The organism is Streptomyces sp. NPDC050842, from assembly GCF_044456565.1.
Taxonomy (GTDB): Bacteria; Actinomycetota; Actinomycetes; order Streptomycetales; family Streptomycetaceae; genus Streptomyces.
In genome coordinates, this window is sequence record NZ_JBITGA010000001.1 from 110514 (window position 1) to 126328 (window position 15815).

The window sequence follows — 15815 nt, forward strand, 5'->3', positions numbered from 1 at the left end:
TTCTACTGGCGGTTTGTGCAGGCCAGCGCCACGGAGGGATGTGGAGCTTGCTACGAGACGCAGGTCACGAAGGGGGTGTCCGCCCCTCGGGTCCGGCTCACGGGCCGGCCGGGGCCTCGCGAGGTGCCTCGTGCGGCGTCTCGTACGACGTCTCGTACGCCAGGAGTTCCGGGCGCTTGGGTGTGCGCCCGTCCCCGGAGGAGCGGCCCGTGAGCCGCCGTCCGATCCACGGGCCCAGGTGCTCCCTGGCGAAACGGGCGTCCGCGATCCGCCGGCTCGCCCAGCCGGTGCGACCGGCCGGGGGCAGCGGAGTCCGCCAGTCGTCCTCGGGAGGGAGGCCCAGCGTCTGCCACACCGCCTCGGCCACCCGCCGGTGCCCGTCGGCGGTCAGATGGAGCCGGTCCACGTCCCACAGCCGGGGATCGCCGAGCGCCGGCGCCCCGTACAGGTCGACGACGAGGGCGCCGTGCCGGGAGGCGAGCTCGTCGAGGTGGACGAAGAGCTCCTCCATGCGGGGGCGGAAGCGCTCCATGACCGGCCCTTCGCGGCCGGGGCTGCGCATCAGGACCAGCTGCCGGCAGGCGGGTGTGAGGCGTTCCACTGCCTCGGTGAGGAGGTCCCGCACCCGGACCATGTCGACCTTGGGTCGGAGGGTGTCGTTGAGCCCGCCGACGAGGGTCACCACATCGGCCTTCATGCCTGCGGCCAGGTCGACTTGCTCGTCGACGATCTGGCCGATGAGCTTTCCGCGCACGGCGAGGTTCGCGTAGCGGAAGTCGGGCGTGCGGGCGGCGAGCCGGCCCGCGAGGACGTCGGCCCAGCCCCGGTACGAGCCGTCGGGCTTCAGGTCCGACATACCCTCGGTGAAGCTGTCGCCGAGGGCGACGAGACTGGTGTAGGTGGCATTGATCTCCATGGCGGAGAGATCATACCGCGCGGTATGCGCGGGATGCCGTGGAGAACCCGGGAGGGGAAGACCCGATGAGCGACGCGCTGCTGAGCACACTGGCGGAGGCCCTGGCCGAGCTGGTGACGGCCGTCGAGACCAGTGACGACGACGTCCTGGACCCCGACACGGCGGTGAAGTGGCTGGAGGGCACGGGGCACACGCTCGCCGGGCTCCCGGCGGCCGACCGGCGCGCCCTCGACGGGCACTTCCGCGCGGCGGCCCTGCGCCGGCCGGAGGGACCCTGGCGGGACGAGCTGCTCAAGGTCTCGGAGGGCTTCGGCCTCACCGAGGACACCCACGCCGCCGCCTGCGCGGCCGTCGCCGAGCGGGCCCGCCGCTTCGGCGCCGCCGTCCGGGACGCCGACCCCGCCACCCCCGTGCCCACCTGCCCCGGCTGGACCCTCGCCGAGCTGACCCGGCACCTCGGCACCGTCCACCGCTGGGCGGAACACCTCGTACGCACCGGGGCCACCGCCCGCGTCCCCGCCCGCGACCTCCCCCTCGACCTGCCGGGCGACCCCGCCGCGTACCCCGACTGGTTCGCCGCCGGCGCCGAGACCCTCGTCGCGACCCTCCGCGCCGCCGACCCGGACACCCCGCTCTGGTCCCCGGGACCCGAACCGCGCGCCGGGTACTACCCGCGCCACGTCCTCTTCGAGGCCGTCGTGCACCTCGCCGACGCCGAGATCGCCCTCGCCGGGGCGGCCGGACCGATCGACCCCGGCACGGCCGCCGAGGGCATCGAACACCACCTCGCCACCCTCCTGTACGTCCCGCGGACCGCCGAGCGGATCGCCCAGCTCGACCGCGACGGCGACCTGCTCCGGCTCACGGCCACGGACACCGGTACCGTCTGGACGCTCACGCTCGGCGGGGGCGGCTTCACCTGGCGGCGCGGAAACGCGGCGTCCGCCGCGCGTACGGAACCGACCGCGAGCGTCACCGGCGCCGGCGACGAGCTGCTGCTCCTGCTGCACCGCCGGTACGCCGCCGACGACCCGCGCTTCGCGCACTCCGGGGACCGCGGCCTCCTCGACGCCTGGCTGACCGCCACCGCGCTCTGAGACCCCGCACGACCCGAGAACGCCCGAAGGGCCCCGGGAAGACTCCCGGGGCCCTTCGGCGTCACGCGGTACGGGTCACGGTGCCGCCGGGCGCCCCACCAGTTCGCGCAGCACGTCCTCCATCGTCACGAGACCGGCCGGCTTGCCGTCCTCGTCGAGGACCGCCGCCAGATGCGTACGGCTCCGGCGCATCGCGGTCAGGACGTCGTCCAGCGGCGTGGCCGCCCGGACGCGGGCGATCGGCCGCAGCGCCGAGACCGGGAACGGCAGATCGCGCGGAGTGACGTCCAGGGCGTCCTTGACGTGCAGATAGCCGAGGATCGTGCGCTCCGAGTCGACCACGGGGAAGCGCGAGTAGCCCGTCGACGCCGACAGCGCCTCCAGCTCCTCGGGAGTGGTGCCGACCTGCGCGTACACCACCTTCTCCGCCGGCATCACGACGTCCCGGACCGGACGGCGGCCCAGCTCCAGGGCGTCGTGCAGCCGCTCGGCGGCCCGGTCGTCCAGGAGTCCGGCGTGACCCGCGTCGGTGACCATGCGGGCCAGCTCGTCGTCCGAGAACGTCGCCGCGACCTCGTCCTTTACGTCCACCCGCAACAGCTTGAGCAGCGCGTTGGCGAAGGCGTTGATCGTGAAGATCACCGGACGCAGCGCCCGCGCGAGCGTCACCAGCGGCGGGCCGAGGATCAGCGCGGTGCGCGTCGGCTCCGCGAGCGCGATGTTCTTCGGCACCATCTCGCCCAGCAGCATGTGCAGGTACGTCGCCACCGACAGCGCGATCACGAACGAGATCGGGTGCACCAGACCGTGCGGCACGCCCACCGCGTCGAAGACCGGCTCCAGGAGGTGGGCGATGGCCGGCTCGGCGACGATGCCGAGGACCAGGGTGCAGAGGGTGATGCCGAGCTGCGCCGCCGCGAGCAGCGCGGAGACGTGCTCAAGGCCCCAGATGACGCTGCGCGCCCGCCGGTTCCCGGACTCGGCCAGCGGCTCGACCTGACTGCGGCGGACCGAGATCAGGGCGAACTCGGCGCCGACGAAGAAGGCGTTGACGACCAGGGTCAGCAGACCGATCAACAGCTGGATCACGATCATCGGCGGGCCTCCCCGGTCTGGTCGGAGTCATGCGAGGCGGTGTGCGCGGGGGCGTGCATCAGCACGCGCGCCGCGCGCCGCCCCGAGGCGTCCACGACGTCGAGCCGCCAGCCGGCCAGCTCCACGCTGTCGCCGACGGCCGGGATGCGGCCCAGCTCGTTCGCGAGGACACCCGCGAGCGTCTCGTACGGGCCGTCCGGCACATGGAGGCCGATCGCCTCCACCTGGTCCGTACGGGCGGCGCCGTCCGCGGACCACAGCTCGCGGCCGTCGGCGTCCTCGCCCGCCCGCGCCAGGTCCGGCGTCTCGTGCGGGTCGTGTTCGTCGCGGACCTCGCCGACGACCTCCTCGACGATGTCCTCCAGGGTCACGACGCCGGCCGTACCGCCGTACTCGTCGATGACGACGGCCATCGTCTGCTTGCCGGACAGCCGGTCGAGGAGACGGTCCACGGTCAGGGTCTCCGGGACGAGCAGCGGCTCGCGCAGCATCTCGCCGATCCGGCGGCGTGCCCGCTCGCCGGCCGGTATGGCCAGCACGTCCTTGATGTGCGCGATGCCGACGACCGAGTCGAGGTTGCCCCGGTAGACGGGGAAGCGGGAGAGGCCGGTCGCGCGGGTCGCGTTCGCCACGTCCTCGGCGGTGGCCTGCACCTCGAGGGCGGTGACCTGGACGCGGGGCGTCATCACGTTCTCCGCGGTCAGCTCCGCCAGGTTGAGCGTGCGGACGAACAGCTCGGCCGTGTCCGCCTCCAGGGCGCCCTCCTTCGCGGAGTGCCGGGCGAGCGCCACGAGCTCCTTCGGGGAACGCGCGGAGGCCAGCTCCTCGGTCGGCTCCATGCCGATGCGGCGCAGGATCCGGTTCGCGGTGTTGTTGAGGTGGCTGATCAGCGGCTTGAAGGCGGCCGTGAACACCCGCTGCGGGGTCGCCACCACCTTCGCGACCGCGAGGGGCGAGGAGATCGCCCAGTTCTTCGGGACCAGCTCGCCGACGACCATCAGGACGACGGTCGAGAAGGCCGTGCCGAGGACGAGGGCGACCGAGGAGGCCACGGAGGTGGAGAGGCCGAGGGCCTCGACCGGGCCCCGGATCAGCTTGGCGATCGAGGGCTCGGCGAGCATGCCGACGACCAGATTGGTGACGGTGATGCCGAGCTGGGCGCCGGAGAGCTGGAAGGTGAGCGAACGGACGGCCTTGAGCGCGCCCGCCGCGCCGCGCTCGCCGCGCTCCGCGGCGGCTTCGAGCTCGCCGCGCTCGACCGTCGTCAGCGAGAACTCGGCCGCGACGAAGGCACCGCACAGCAGCGAGAGCAGGAGCGCAAGGACGAGCAGGAGCACTTCGGTCATCGGTTCACCTCCGTCCCATGATCAGTCAGGGGGGAGGGGATCGCTCGATGTCGGAACGTGGAACCAGTGCTACTGGGAGGCTCGCCCATGGGCGGACGCTCACACCTTTCGATAGTCGGGATGAGGAACCATAGTAAAGGACGGGCAAAACCGGGTGATGATCAGCCGTCGAGCGGCTTCACCCAGCGGCGCCAGTGGTCCTGGCGCTCGTACCCGGCGGCCGTCCACAGCCGTCGGCCCGTCTCGTTCGCCTCCAGGACCATCGCGTCCACGCGCCGGCCGCCGAGCGCGGCGAACCGCTCGTCGGCCGCGCGCAGGAGCGCGGTGGAGATGCCGCGCCGGCGGTGGGAGGGCAGCACGGCGAGCCGGTAGAGGGAGGCGCGCCAGCCGTCCCAGCCGGCGATCACGGACCCCACGATCAGACCGTCGGCCAGCGCGAGGATGAGGGCGTCCGGATCCCGCTCGACCAGCCGACCGACCCCGTGCACGTCGTCCGATATGGACGTCCCCTCGGCGGACTCCTTCCAGAAGGCCAGGACGGCCTCGGCCTCGTCGGGCAGGGCGGCGCGTATCCGCAGATCGATCATGGCCGGATCCCATCACGCGGGCCGGGACCGGTGCCAGGGAGTTCCGCCGGGTGGGACACGGGTTCACATCCGGGCCACGCCCAGGACACACGGGGAGGTCGGCAGGCGCGGCCCGTTCTCCGGGAGGTCGAAGGAGCGGTACGGGCCGAGGGAGAAGCCCGCCGCCCGGATCGCCGCGAGCGGGTCCCGTGCGGTGTGGCAGCCGCCGAAGAGGAGTGGCCAGACCGTACGGTCCAGGCCCCGCTGCACCCGGGCGAGCCCGGGCGTCCCCGCCGCCACGTGCTCGAAGAACCGGAGCTCGCCGCCGGGGCGCAGGACGCGCCGCACCTCCGCGAGGGCCTGCGGCACGTTCCGTACCGTGCACAGGACGAGCGAGGCCACGGCCGCGTCGAAGACACCGTCCTCCGCAGGCAGCTCCTCCGCGGTGCCCGGCCGCACGGTCACGGGGACGGTCGCCCGCCGCGCGGCCTCCTCGGCGAGCCGCCGCAGGCCGGGTTCCGGTTCGACGGCGACGACCTCGGAGACACCGGCCGGGTAGTACGCGAAGTTCAGTCCGTTCCCCGCGCCGATCTCGACGACCCGGCCGGTGAGACCGGACAGGAGCTCCTCGCGCAGGGCGGCGAGCCCGCCGCGCGCGTCGGCCGTCACGCTGACGCGGGCGTAGAAGCGCGCGAAGAGAGGGTGGTGGACACGGGGTCCGGGGGAGCCGGGGCGCGAGGAGGTCATGGGGTGTCCCTCATCCGGTCACGAAGCAGAACTCGTTGCCCTCCGGGTCCCGCATGACCTGGAAGGAGCCCTGCTCGTCCGTCACGAGACCGCCGACACGGACCGCGCCGGCGGGCCCGGCCTCGGTGGCGGCCCGGTCCGGGTCCGCCACCGTCAGGTCGAGATGGATCCGGTTCTTCACGGACTTGCCCTCCGGCACGCGCTGGAAGGCGAGCCGGACGAACTCCGGCGGGTCGACGTACGACCAGTCGCCGGAGCGGTCGACCGGATCACCGCCGAGGAGTCCCGCCCAGAAACGGACGAGGGCGGCCGGATCGGCACAGTCGAAGACGATCTCCTGAACGTGAGCGCGCATGCGCCCAGCGTACGGAGTCCGCCACGGATCGGCGCCCGAAGCCGGGCCCCGGGTCAGCCCCCGAAGCCGGTTCCCGGGTCAGCCCCCGAAGCCGGTCCCGGCGTCGGCAGTCGGTTCCGGGCCGAACTCCGCCCCGAAGGCCTTCGCGTCCCACGTTCCGCCGAGCGCCGGCGCCAGCCAGCCGCCCGCCGCGGCGCGGAACCCCGCCGGGTCGAGCGCCCCCGAACCCTCCGGTACGGCCCCGAGCAGGGGCGCGCCCGCCGACTCCGGCAGGTCCGCGAGGTTGCAGCGGGCCGCCAGGTCCGGCGCGGCCGGCCAGCTGCCGACCACGACACCGAGCTGTTCGATGCCGCGTGCCGCCAGTGCCTCGGCCGTCAGGGCCGTCGTGTTGAGCGTCCCGAGACCCGCCGGGACCACGCACAGGACGGGGGCGCCGAGGAGCGCCGCCGCGTCCGCGAGCGTGCCGCCCTCCTCGTCGAAGCGGACGAGCAGTCCGCCCGCCCCCTCCACGAGCACCAGGTCGTGCGAGGCGGCCAGGGCACGGGCCGCCTCGGCCACCTGCAGGGGCCCGACGGGGGCGAGCCCGGCCCGCCGGGCGGCCGTGCCCGGGGCCAGCGGTTCCGGGAACCGCCCCAGCTCGACCGAGGCCGCGGCGCCGGACAGCCGGATCACCTCGTCCGCGTCCCCCGTCTCGTCGGGGCCGACCCCGGTCTGCGCGGGCTTCAGGACCGCGACCGACCGCCCCGCGGCCGTGGCCACCGCGGCCACCGCCGCGGTCACGACCGTCTTGCCGATCTCCGTTCCCGTACCGCTGACGACGATGATTCCCACTGCTGTCCTCACTCTTCCGATCAGCCCGCGGCCGCCGCCGCGCACACCGCGGCGCAGATCCGGGCCAGGTCCTCGTCGCCCGTCACGTACGGCGGCATCGTGTAGACGAGGTCGCGGAACGGGCGTACCCACACGCCCTCCCGGACCGCGGCCCGCGTCGCCGCCGCCATGTCGACCGGGTGGTCGAGCTGGACGACACCGATCGCGCCGAGCACCCGCACCTCGCGGACGCCGGGCAGCTCGGCGGCGGGGGCGAGCCCCTCGCGCAGTCCCGCCTCGATCCGCTTCACCTCGACCTGCCAGTCCTGCGAGAGCAGCAGGTCGATCGAGGCGCAGGCCACCGCCGAGGCCAGCGGGTTGCCCATGAAGGTCGGCCCGTGGGCCAGGACCGGGACCTCACCCTGGGAGATCCCGTCGGCGACCCGGCTCGTGCAGAGGGTCGCCGCCATCGACAGGTATCCGCCCGTCAGCGCCTTGCCCAGGCACATGACATCGGGGGAGACGCCCACCCGATCAGCGGCGAACAGCGTGCCCGTACGCCCGAATCCGGTGGCGATCTCGTCGAACACGAGCAGCACGTCGTGCGCGTCGCAGGCCTCACGGAGCACCCGCAGGTACTCCGCGTCGTGGAAGCGCATCCCGCCCGCGCCCTGCACCACCGGCTCCACGATCACCGCGGCCAGCTCGTGCGCGTGCTTCCCGATCTCGGTCCGCAGCAGCTCCGCGTACGACTCCTCGTACGTGGCCGGCGGGGCGTCCACGAACACCTGCGGCTGGAGGACGCCGGTCCACAGCTCGTGCATCCCGCCGTCGGGGTCGCACACGGACATCGGCTGCCAGGTGTCCCCGTGGTACCCGCCGCGCCAGGTGAACATCCGCTGCTTCTCGGGGCGGCCCAGGGAGCGCCAGTACTGCAGGCACATCTTGACCGCGACCTCGACGGAGACGGAGCCCGAGTCGCTGAGGAAGACGTGCCGCAGCGGCTCGGGGGTGATCTCGACGAGCCGCGCGGCGAGCCGGACGGCCGGCTCATGGGTGAGCCCGCCGAACATGACGTGGCTCATCCGGTCCAGCTGGCCGCGTACGGCGTCGTTGAGCACCGGGTGGTTGTATCCGTGGATCGCCGACCACCAGGAGGACATGCCGTCGATCAACTCGGCACGGCCCTCGGAGGGTTCGGCGAGCCGCAGGCGTACCCCGGACGCGGACTCGACGACCAGCGGGTCCGTACGGCCCGGCATGGGGCCGTACGGATGCCAGACGTGCGCCCGGTCCAGGGCGATCAGTTCCTCGTTGCGCATGGACGTCACGCGTTCGGTGCGAGGTCCGTGCCGGCCCCCCGGCGGCGCACGGCGACGAGGTCGGTCCGCGCCTGGTTCGCCGCGGCCTCGGTGGGCTCCGCGGGCTCGGGCACGGTGTGACCGCCGCAGGGACCGCAGCCGCCACCGGCCTCGGCGTGCGAACCGCAGCCCGCGCCCTCCGCCGCGTCGTGCGAGCCGCAGCCCGCCGACGCCTGGGAACCGCAGCCGCCGCCGGCCGCGGCGGCACCCGCCGCGGCGAGCGCGTCCGCGCGGTGCTTCGGGAGCGTCGTCGTGCCCGCGCCCTCCACCTCGAAGCCCGCGTCCGCGATCATGTCGAGGTCGGCCTGGCCGGCCTGGCCCTCGCTCGTCAGGTAGTCGCCGAGGAAGATCGAGTTCGCGATGTTCAGCGCCAGCGGCTGCATCGAGCGCAGGTGCACCTCACGGCCGCCCGCGATCCGCACCTCGACGTCGGGGCAGACGAACCGCACCATCGCGAGGATCCGCAGACAGCGCTGCGGGGTGAGGTTCCACTCCTTCGCGAGCGGCGTGCCCTCGAAGGGGATGAGGAAGTTGACCGGCACCGAGTCCGAGTCCAGGTCGCGCAGCGCGTACACGACGTCGACGAGGTCCTCGTCGGTCTCGCCCATGCCCGCGATCAGACCGGAGCAGGCCGACAGACCGGCGGCGTGCGCCTTCTGCACGGTGTCCACCCGGTCCGCGTACGTGTGGGTCTTGGTGATCCCCTCGTACGTCGCCTCGGACGTGTTCAGGTTGTGGTTGTACGCGTCGGCGCCGGCGTCCCGCAGCCGCTCCGCCTGGCCGTCCGAGAGCAGACCGAGGCAGGCGCACACCTCGACGCCCTCGTTCTGCTCCTTGATCGCCTCGATGGTCCTGCCGACCCGCTCGACGTCCCGGTCCGTCGGACCGCGCCCGCTCGCCACCAGGCAGACCCGCTTGGCCCCGCCCGCGACACCCGCCGCGGCGGCCTGGGACGCCTCGTCCGGCTTCAGCCACGTGTACTTGAGGATCTCGGCCTTGGAGCCCAGCCGCTGCGAACAGTACGAGCAGTCCTCGGGGCACAGCCCCGACTTCAGGTTGACGAGGTAGTTGAGCTTCACCCGCCGCCCGAACCACTGACGGCGCACCTTGCCGGCCGCCGCCACCACATCGAGCAGCTCGTCGTCGGAGGTCGCCAAAACGGCGAGCGCTTCTTCACGGGTCGGCAGCTCGCGCCGCAGCCCCTTCTCCACCAGCGTGTTCAGCAGGTCCATAAGCGCTGATCCTTGCCTACCGCCCACCCCCGGGCCAAGGAGGATCCGAACAAACGCCGCCGAACGAGGTGTGTGGATGACCACATCCCGACCTCGGCACACTCCGGTTAGGGTCTGTGCGCTGCCTACAAAAGGATCGCCGCATGCCACAGGCCGACGACGCCCGGGCCGAGGGCCCGCGCCGGACCGCGTTCGACTGGACCGACGCCGAGGCGCGCCGCCGTGCGGAAGCCGGTCTCGTCCGTACGCTGCGGCCCCGGTCCGCCGAGTCGGAGCTCCTCGACCTGGCGAGCAACGACTACCTCGGCCTCACCCGCCGACCGGAGGTCACCGAGGCGGCGGCCGAGGCGGCGCGCCGCTGGGGCGCCGGCGCCACCGGCTCACGGCTCGTCACCGGGACGACCCGGCTGCACACCCGGCTCGAACGCGAACTCGCCGAGTTCTGCGGCTTCGAGGCGGCCCTCGTCTTCTCCTCCGGCTACGCCGCCAACCTCGCCGCGCTCACGGCCCTCGGCGGCCGGGACGCGCTGATCGTCTCGGACGCCTCCAACCACGCCTCGATCGTGGACGGCTGCCGGCTCGCGCGCGCCGAGACGGCCGTGGTGCCGCACGCCGACCCCGACTCCGTACGCAAGACCCTGGAGGCGCGGCCGGACCTCCGGGCGCTCGTGGTCAGCGACTCCGTCTTCTCCGTCGACGGCGACAAGGCGCCGCTGCCGGAGCTCGCCGACGCCTGCCGCGCCCACGGCGCCGGGTTCGTCGTCGACGACGCCCACGGCTTCGGCGTCCTCGGCGACGGCGGGCGGGGCGCCCTGAACGAAGCGGGCCTCGCGGGCGACGAGGACGTCGTCGCGACCCTCACCCTCTCCAAGTCCCTGGGCAGCCAGGGCGGCGCGGTCCTCGGCCCCGCCCGGGTCGTCGAGCACCTGGTGAACGCGGCGCGCACCTTCATCTTCGACACCGGGCTCGCCCCGGCCGCGGCGGGCGGCGCGCTGGCGAGCCTGCGGCTGATCGCCGCCGAACCGGCGCTCGCCGGGCGGGCGCGGACCGTCGCGACCACCTTGTACGAGCGCCTCACGGCGGCCGGACTGACCGCCGCGCGGCCGGACGCGGCCGTCGTCTCGGTGCGCGCCCCCTCGCCGGAGGCAGCGCTGCGCTGGGCGGCCGACTGCCGCGAACAGGGCCTGGCGGTCGGGTGTTTCCGGCCCCCGTCCGTACCGGACGGCATCTCGCGGCTCCGGCTCACGGCCCGCGCCGACCTCACGGACGCCGACCTCGCACGGGCGGTGGAGACGATCCTGCGCACCGCGCCCGCCGCCTGAGGCTAGCCCAAGAGCGTTCCCGGGCAGCAGAGTTCACCGCTTCGGGCGATAGATGGCCACATTTCGTGGTGGAAGGCCACACGGGGCGGCACGATCGGTGGCACTGACGCGAAGCGCAATCCGGGGTGGTGTCCCCGGCGGGAAAGGGACAGCGCTGCCATGGCAGACCATCAGGAAGCATCCGCCACTCTGCCGAGCGATCCCGCGTCGGTCCGCACGGCACGGAGATGGGTCGCGGACGTCCTGGGGGACTGGGGGCTCGACGACGACGCGGAGATCGCGGACTCGATCCGGCTCATCGTCTCGGAGCTGGCGACCAACGCCGTCCAGCACACCTTCGGGCAGTCGCCCACCTTCACGGTCGACCTCCGCCTGGAGCGGGAGGAGTGCCTGCGCATCGGTGTGACGGACAGCCATCCCCGCTGGCCCCGCCGCCTCCCGGCGGCGGTCCAGCAGGACAACGGTCGCGGCATGGTCATCATCCGCGTCCTCGCGGCGGAGGCCGGCGGCCGCCTCTCGGTCACGCCGACCCAGGAGGGCGGCAAGACCGTCTGGATCACCCTCCCGTGGGCGATGGCGCCGGTGTAGGGGGCTCGTACCGCCGAGGGGAGGCGTGAGGCAGAGCGAGGCGTGAGGCAGAGCGAGGCGTGCGGCTGAGCAAGGCCGTGCGGCCGAGCAGGCCGTCCGGCTGCGAGAGGCCGTCCGGCTGCGCGAGGCGTGAGGCCGGCAGGAGGTGCGGCGGCGCCACCGCACCCTCCGGCTCGCTCGGGTCAGTGCCCGGGGTACGTCATCGGACGCGGCCGTAGTAGACCTTCGACGACCAGATCTTGTCGAGCTTCACCCAGGAGCCCGTCTTGGGCGAGTGCCAGATCTTGCCGCTGCCGGCGTAGATGCCGACGTGGTAGACCCTTCCGCCGGAGTGGAAGAAGACCAGGTCGCCCTTCTGCCGGGTGGACGAGGAGATGTGCCGGGTCTTGTTGTACTGCTGCTGCGCGGTGCGAGGCAGCGACTTGCCCGCCTTCTTGTACGCGTAGAGCGTCAGACCGGAGCAGTCGAACCGGGTGGGTCCGGTCGATCCGTACCGGTAGGGCGATCCTTTCTTCGACGCGGCGACGCTCAGTGCCTTGTTCGCGTGTGTCGTCGCTGCCTGGGCCTCCGACGCCGCACCTGGTGCGAACAGCGTGCCGCCGACGGCGGCGAGGGTGAGAGCCGAGACGGCTCCGGCCCGGGACAGCAGGGACGGGACATGCATCTGCGCGGTCATGCGCAACCCTTCGTCAGCCGCCTGCGAAGGATGACCTGTCGGGTTCGGGCTGGCGAAGATGCCCGGCCGCGGCTGCGGCTTCACCCCAAGGAACGGGCCCGCTGCGGTGACAGCGCGAACGTTCCGTACTGATTGGGTCCTCCACTCCTGCCGATCCACTCCTGTCGACCAGACGTCCGGGACAGCGGCAGGACTCGGCGTCCGCCCGGACCGCCCCGCCGCGGTGGCGGGGGCTTGTCGTCGACAGGGATCTTGACCCACGACATGGGCGAAAACCGAGCTGAAACGGCGATATGTGAGGCTCCTCACGACTGATCCGTTCGGGTGGACAGACGGCCTTCGTGATCTTCGGAGGTTTGGCCTACGAGCCGCGTACCAGCGATGGAACGTTCGATTCCGCCAAATGTGTACACCTGTTGCGCAACTCGCCCGCTTCATATGTCGACTCGTCGACTACGCTGAACGGGCGAGGGATTCTGCGGTGCGTGTCGCCCGACCGGACCTCGACACGACACGCGGAAATGTCAACTCGCGCGAGCGCGGGGGACGGTGACGCGGTCGGCCCGGCGCTCCCCGTCCAACACCCTTAGGGCGCGCGCCAATGTGTCCGCGTGGACCTCGGTCTCGCCTCGTTCATGCATGAGCGTCAGGGCCTCGCGCAGCGCCTCCGCGCGTCCCACCAGGGCCTGAGCCGCACGCAACGCCCCATAGGTATGCGTACTTCTGGATGGATTGATCTTCCCTAGGAGGTCGACGACTTCGAGGTACGCGTCGACGAGATCGCCCTCGGCCCGCGTCAGGGCCGGCAGCGGCGGCAGCTCGGGGACCACGGCCGCTTCACCGCGCCGTACCGCCGGCGGCGGCGCGCCGGTTCGCGACGACATGGTCCGCCAGGCCGTACGCGACGGCCGCCGGCGCGTCCAGGACGGTCAGGCGGTCGATGTCGGCGTCGATCCGCTCCGGGTCCTGCCCGGTGTGCTCGGCGAGCATCCCCGCGACCAGCGCGCGCAGCCGCAGCAGTTCGCTCGCCTGGAGGTCGAGATCGCTGAGCTGCCCCTGGAGGGGCTCGTCCAGGGTCGGCTGCCGGAGCGTGACCCGGGCGCCGGGCAGGATCAGGCGCTTGCCCGGCGTGCCGGCCGCGAAGAGTACGGCCGCGGTGGAGACGGCCTGGCCCAGGCAGGTGGTCTCCACGTCGCAGGAGAGCGTCCGCATCGTGTCGTAGATCGAGGTCATGGCGGTGATGGAGCCGCCGGGGGAGTTGATGTAGAGGGAGATGTCCTGGCCCGGCGACGCGTGGTCGAGGTACAGGAACTGGGCGATGGCGTCGTTGGCCGAGGTCTCGTCGACCGGCGTGCCGAGGAAGACGATCCGGGACTCGAGGAGCTTCGAGTACGGATCGAGGGTCCGGGTCCCGAAGCTGGTCCGCTCCGTGAACTCGGGCAGAACGTAGCGCGCGTCCATGGCTGAGCACCTCCATCGATCTCTCTGGCAAAAATGTACAGGACGTACAGCCCGTAAGATGGGGAGCATGACCTACGAGATCCCGGTGACGCAAGCGCGGGCTGAGCTCGCCGACCTCATCAACCGCGTCGTGTACGGCGGTGAGCGCGTGGTCGTCACCCGCCACGGGAAGCCGCTCGTCGCCCTGGTCTCGGCCGCTGACCTGGAGGCTTTGGAGGCGGCGCCGGAGCCGGCGGAGGAGCAGGTGATCAGCTCGGTCTCCACTCTGCGGCCGCTCGACTCCGCCATGGGCGAACAGCGCCGCTTCGGCATCGCCGCCCACCACCGCGATCCCGGCGCCTCGTAGGGGCTGCCGGGACGGACGACGACAGCCGGGTGCCCCTCTCCACTGGAGAGGGGCACCCGGCTGTCGTCCGTCCCGGCCCGGCGTGATTCCGGTACGGGCTCGATCGTGGGGCTCAGCCCACCGGCGTCGGCGTCGGCGCCGGCTCCGGAACCCGGGGGGTCGCCGGCTCCGCGCGCCGCACGCGGCCACCCAGCAGGATCGCGGTCAGGCCCGCGACGGCCCAGAGGGCGAGGACCAGGATCGGGCCGCCCGCCGCCGCCCCGTCGAAGGACGAGACGGAGCGGAGGGCCGAGCCCGCGGCGCCCGGCGGCAGCAACTGGCCGAGCGCGCCCACGGCGGTGGGCAGCAGCTCCGGCGCGCTCGCGATCCCCGAGAAGGGGTTGCCGAGCAGGATCATCAGGAACGCCCCGAGTCCGAGGCCCGGCTTGCCGATGAGTGCGGCCAGTCCCGCGAGCGCCGAGCCGATCGCCAGGACCGTGAGGGCGAGGAGTCCGGCCTCCGCCCACCAGTTCCCGCCGAGCGCGCCGAGCCAGGTGTCGGCGAGGGCCGCGCCGACGAGTCCCGCGAGGGCCGCGGCCCCGGAGAGGGCGGCCACCGCACGGGTCCCGCGCAGCCCCAGGAGAGTGGTGACGGCGCCGGCCGCCGCCCCCGCCAGGGCGAGCGGCAGCAGGCTCGAGGCGAGTACGGCCCCGCGCGGATCGCCCGAGGGGGCCGCGACCACGTCGGTGACCGGGATCGTCGTGCCCTCGGGAGCCTGGGCGGTCACGGCCTCGCGCAGCAGCCCGGCCACCACGGGGCTCGCCGCCGAGGCGGTCAGGAGCTCCGTACCGCCCGGGGTCACGACGACCGCTCCGTATACATCCCTGTTCTCGATGGCGGCACGGGCCGCGGCGCCGTCCTCGTAGCGGTGGACCTCGAAGGCGCCCTCGTGGCGGTCGAGCCCACGCTCCACGGCGGTGGCCGCCGTCGCGGGACCGGCGACGCCGATCGGCAGATCGCGGGGGGCCGTCCGGGCCGCGGGCCACGCGAAGGCCCAGAGGGCCAGGGCCACGACGGTCGGGATCAGCACCATCACCGCGATGGTGCGGCGCCCCGCGCCGGCGGCGGGGGCGGTGGCGGTGGCGGACATGGCGTCCTCGATTCAAAGAGAAGGATCGTTCGTTTTACTGTGTTGCCACTGTCCTGCGGGGCCGGGAAGTTGTCAAGAATGAATATTCGTTTTAGGTTCGCCCCATGGCTCGTGTATCCCAGGAACACCTCGACGCCCGGCGGCGGCAGATCCTCGACGGCGCGGCGCGCTGCTTCGCCCGCAACGGCTTCCACGCGACGTCCATGCAGGACGTACTGACCGAGGTGGGTCTCTCGGCCGGCGCGGTCTACCGGTACTTCCGCGGCAAGGACGAACTCATCGGGGCCATCGCCGGCGAGGCCTTCGCCGGCATCCGGAGCGCGTTCGAGGAGGCGTCCAGGGCCACCCCGCCCCCCACCCCCGACGTGCTGCTCGGAGCGGTGCTCCGGCTCTTCCTGGAGGAGCGGATCGAGGGCGCGGACCGGCAGGCCTTCGCGCGGCTGATCATCCAGGTGTGGACGGAGACCCTGCGGAACGAGGAACTGGCGAAGACCCTCGCGGAGGGCTACCAGGGGATGCGCGCCGCCTGGACGGAGCTGGTGGCCGCCTACCGCGAGAGCGGCCTCCTGCACGCCGACGTCCCCGCCGACCACGTGGCCCGGACCCTCATCGCCGTCGCGCAGGGCTTCATCGCCCAGCAGGCGCTCTTCGGGGACGTGGCCGTCGAGATCCTGGAGGACGGTCTCCGGGGGCTGATGTCCATGTCGGTCGATCCGATCCGATGATCATGGAAATGCAAAGCCGGAGTTAACGAGCCGGAAAAACTTC

Annotated in this window: 18 protein-coding genes and 1 riboswitch; of the genes, 5 read left to right on the plus strand and 13 right to left on the minus strand. The window is 72.9% G+C overall.

What is annotated here, in order from left to right; translation table 11 throughout:
• Window positions 1-97: 97 nt before the first annotated feature.
• The gene (locus tag ACIBG6_RS00535; protein WP_399220246.1) at window positions 98-916 is read right to left on the minus strand and encodes an SGNH/GDSL hydrolase family protein; all 819 of its coding nucleotides are present in this window, start codon (window positions 914-916) and stop codon (window positions 98-100) included.
• Between the two features lie 65 nt (window positions 917-981).
• On the opposite strand from ACIBG6_RS00535, the gene ACIBG6_RS00540 reads away from it, so the two are divergent.
• Window positions 982-2013: a maleylpyruvate isomerase family mycothiol-dependent enzyme gene (locus ACIBG6_RS00540; RefSeq protein WP_399220247.1), complete on the plus strand. Its 1032-nt coding sequence runs from the start codon at window positions 982-984 to the stop codon at window positions 2011-2013.
• 75 nt (window positions 2014-2088) lie between these two features.
• Here the strand turns inward: ACIBG6_RS00540 and ACIBG6_RS00545 are convergent, their stop codons facing one another.
• The 8 genes from ACIBG6_RS00545 to bioB all read right to left on the minus strand — a co-directional run bounded on the left by ACIBG6_RS00545 (window position 2089) and on the right by bioB (window position 9525).
• Window positions 2089-3108 carry a hemolysin family protein gene (locus ACIBG6_RS00545; RefSeq protein WP_399220248.1) on the minus strand — a complete coding sequence of 340 codons (1020 nt, stop codon included), beginning with the start codon at window positions 3106-3108 and terminating at the stop codon, window positions 2089-2091.
• Window positions 3105-4454, minus strand: a complete 1350-nt coding sequence (locus tag ACIBG6_RS00550; RefSeq protein WP_399220249.1) for a hemolysin family protein — start codon at window positions 4452-4454, stop codon at window positions 3105-3107. Before ACIBG6_RS00550 ends, ACIBG6_RS00545 begins: the two co-directional genes overlap by 4 nt.
• Before the next feature lie 161 nt (window positions 4455-4615).
• On the minus strand, window positions 4616-5041 hold the full coding sequence (locus ACIBG6_RS00555) for a GNAT family N-acetyltransferase (protein WP_399220250.1): 426 nt from the start codon (window positions 5039-5041) through the stop codon (window positions 4616-4618).
• Between the two features lie 63 nt (window positions 5042-5104).
• On the minus strand, window positions 5105-5767 hold the full coding sequence (locus ACIBG6_RS00560; RefSeq protein ID WP_399220251.1) for a class I SAM-dependent methyltransferase: 663 nt from the start codon (window positions 5765-5767) through the stop codon (window positions 5105-5107).
• 10 nt (window positions 5768-5777) lie between these two features.
• Window positions 5778-6122 (minus strand): VOC family protein, encoded by a 345-nt coding sequence (locus ACIBG6_RS00565; RefSeq protein ID WP_399220252.1) that lies wholly within the window; start codon window positions 6120-6122, stop codon window positions 5778-5780.
• A 78-nt stretch (window positions 6123-6200) separates the two neighbouring features.
• Window positions 6201-6953 (minus strand): dethiobiotin synthase, encoded by a 753-nt coding sequence (gene bioD, locus ACIBG6_RS00570; RefSeq protein WP_399220254.1) that lies wholly within the window; start codon window positions 6951-6953, stop codon window positions 6201-6203.
• A 20-nt stretch (window positions 6954-6973) separates the two neighbouring features.
• Window positions 6974-8254, minus strand: a complete 1281-nt coding sequence (locus ACIBG6_RS00575; protein ID WP_399220255.1) for an adenosylmethionine--8-amino-7-oxononanoate transaminase — start codon at window positions 8252-8254, stop codon at window positions 6974-6976.
• A gap of 5 nt (window positions 8255-8259) precedes the next feature.
• Window positions 8260-9525, minus strand: a complete 1266-nt coding sequence (bioB, locus tag ACIBG6_RS00580) for a biotin synthase BioB (RefSeq protein WP_399220256.1) — start codon at window positions 9523-9525, stop codon at window positions 8260-8262.
• 143 nt (window positions 9526-9668) lie between these two features.
• On the opposite strand from bioB, the gene ACIBG6_RS00585 reads away from it, so the two are divergent.
• The gene (locus ACIBG6_RS00585; protein WP_399220257.1) at window positions 9669-10847 is read left to right on the plus strand and encodes an 8-amino-7-oxononanoate synthase; all 1179 of its coding nucleotides are present in this window, start codon (window positions 9669-9671) and stop codon (window positions 10845-10847) included.
• Between the two features lie 159 nt (window positions 10848-11006).
• Entirely contained in the window at window positions 11007-11435 is a 429-nt protein-coding gene (locus tag ACIBG6_RS00590; protein WP_399220258.1) for an ATP-binding protein, read from the plus strand.
• Between the two features lie 199 nt (window positions 11436-11634).
• Here the strand turns inward: ACIBG6_RS00590 and ACIBG6_RS00595 are convergent, their stop codons facing one another.
• From ACIBG6_RS00595 to ACIBG6_RS00605, 3 genes are all read right to left on the minus strand, one after another.
• On the minus strand, window positions 11635-12111 hold the full coding sequence (locus tag ACIBG6_RS00595; protein ID WP_399220259.1) for a C40 family peptidase: 477 nt from the start codon (window positions 12109-12111) through the stop codon (window positions 11635-11637).
• A 3-nt stretch (window positions 12112-12114) separates the two neighbouring features.
• Window positions 12115-12321, minus strand: a riboswitch (cyclic di-AMP (ydaO/yuaA leader).
• Window positions 12322-12635: 314 nt separating this feature from the next.
• Window positions 12636-12941: a hypothetical protein gene (locus tag ACIBG6_RS00600; protein WP_399220260.1), complete on the minus strand. Its 306-nt coding sequence runs from the start codon at window positions 12939-12941 to the stop codon at window positions 12636-12638.
• A gap of 7 nt (window positions 12942-12948) precedes the next feature.
• Window positions 12949-13572: an ATP-dependent Clp protease proteolytic subunit gene (locus tag ACIBG6_RS00605; protein WP_399220262.1), complete on the minus strand. Its 624-nt coding sequence runs from the start codon at window positions 13570-13572 to the stop codon at window positions 12949-12951.
• A gap of 67 nt (window positions 13573-13639) precedes the next feature.
• On the opposite strand from ACIBG6_RS00605, the gene ACIBG6_RS00610 reads away from it, so the two are divergent.
• Window positions 13640-13918 (plus strand): type II toxin-antitoxin system Phd/YefM family antitoxin, encoded by a 279-nt coding sequence (locus ACIBG6_RS00610; protein WP_399220264.1) that lies wholly within the window; start codon window positions 13640-13642, stop codon window positions 13916-13918.
• Between the two features lie 112 nt (window positions 13919-14030).
• Here ACIBG6_RS00610 and ACIBG6_RS00615 read toward each other — a convergent pair whose 3' ends face one another.
• Complete coding sequence (locus ACIBG6_RS00615) at window positions 14031-15047, minus strand: ABC transporter permease (RefSeq protein ID WP_399220266.1); 1017 nt, start codon at window positions 15045-15047, stop codon at window positions 14031-14033.
• Window positions 15048-15151: 104 nt separating this feature from the next.
• Between ACIBG6_RS00615 and ACIBG6_RS00620 the strand changes: the two genes are divergently transcribed.
• A complete protein-coding gene (locus tag ACIBG6_RS00620; protein WP_399220267.1) occupies window positions 15152-15772 on the plus strand; it encodes a TetR/AcrR family transcriptional regulator in 621 nt (206 codons plus the stop codon).
• Window positions 15773-15815 lie beyond the last annotated feature (43 nt).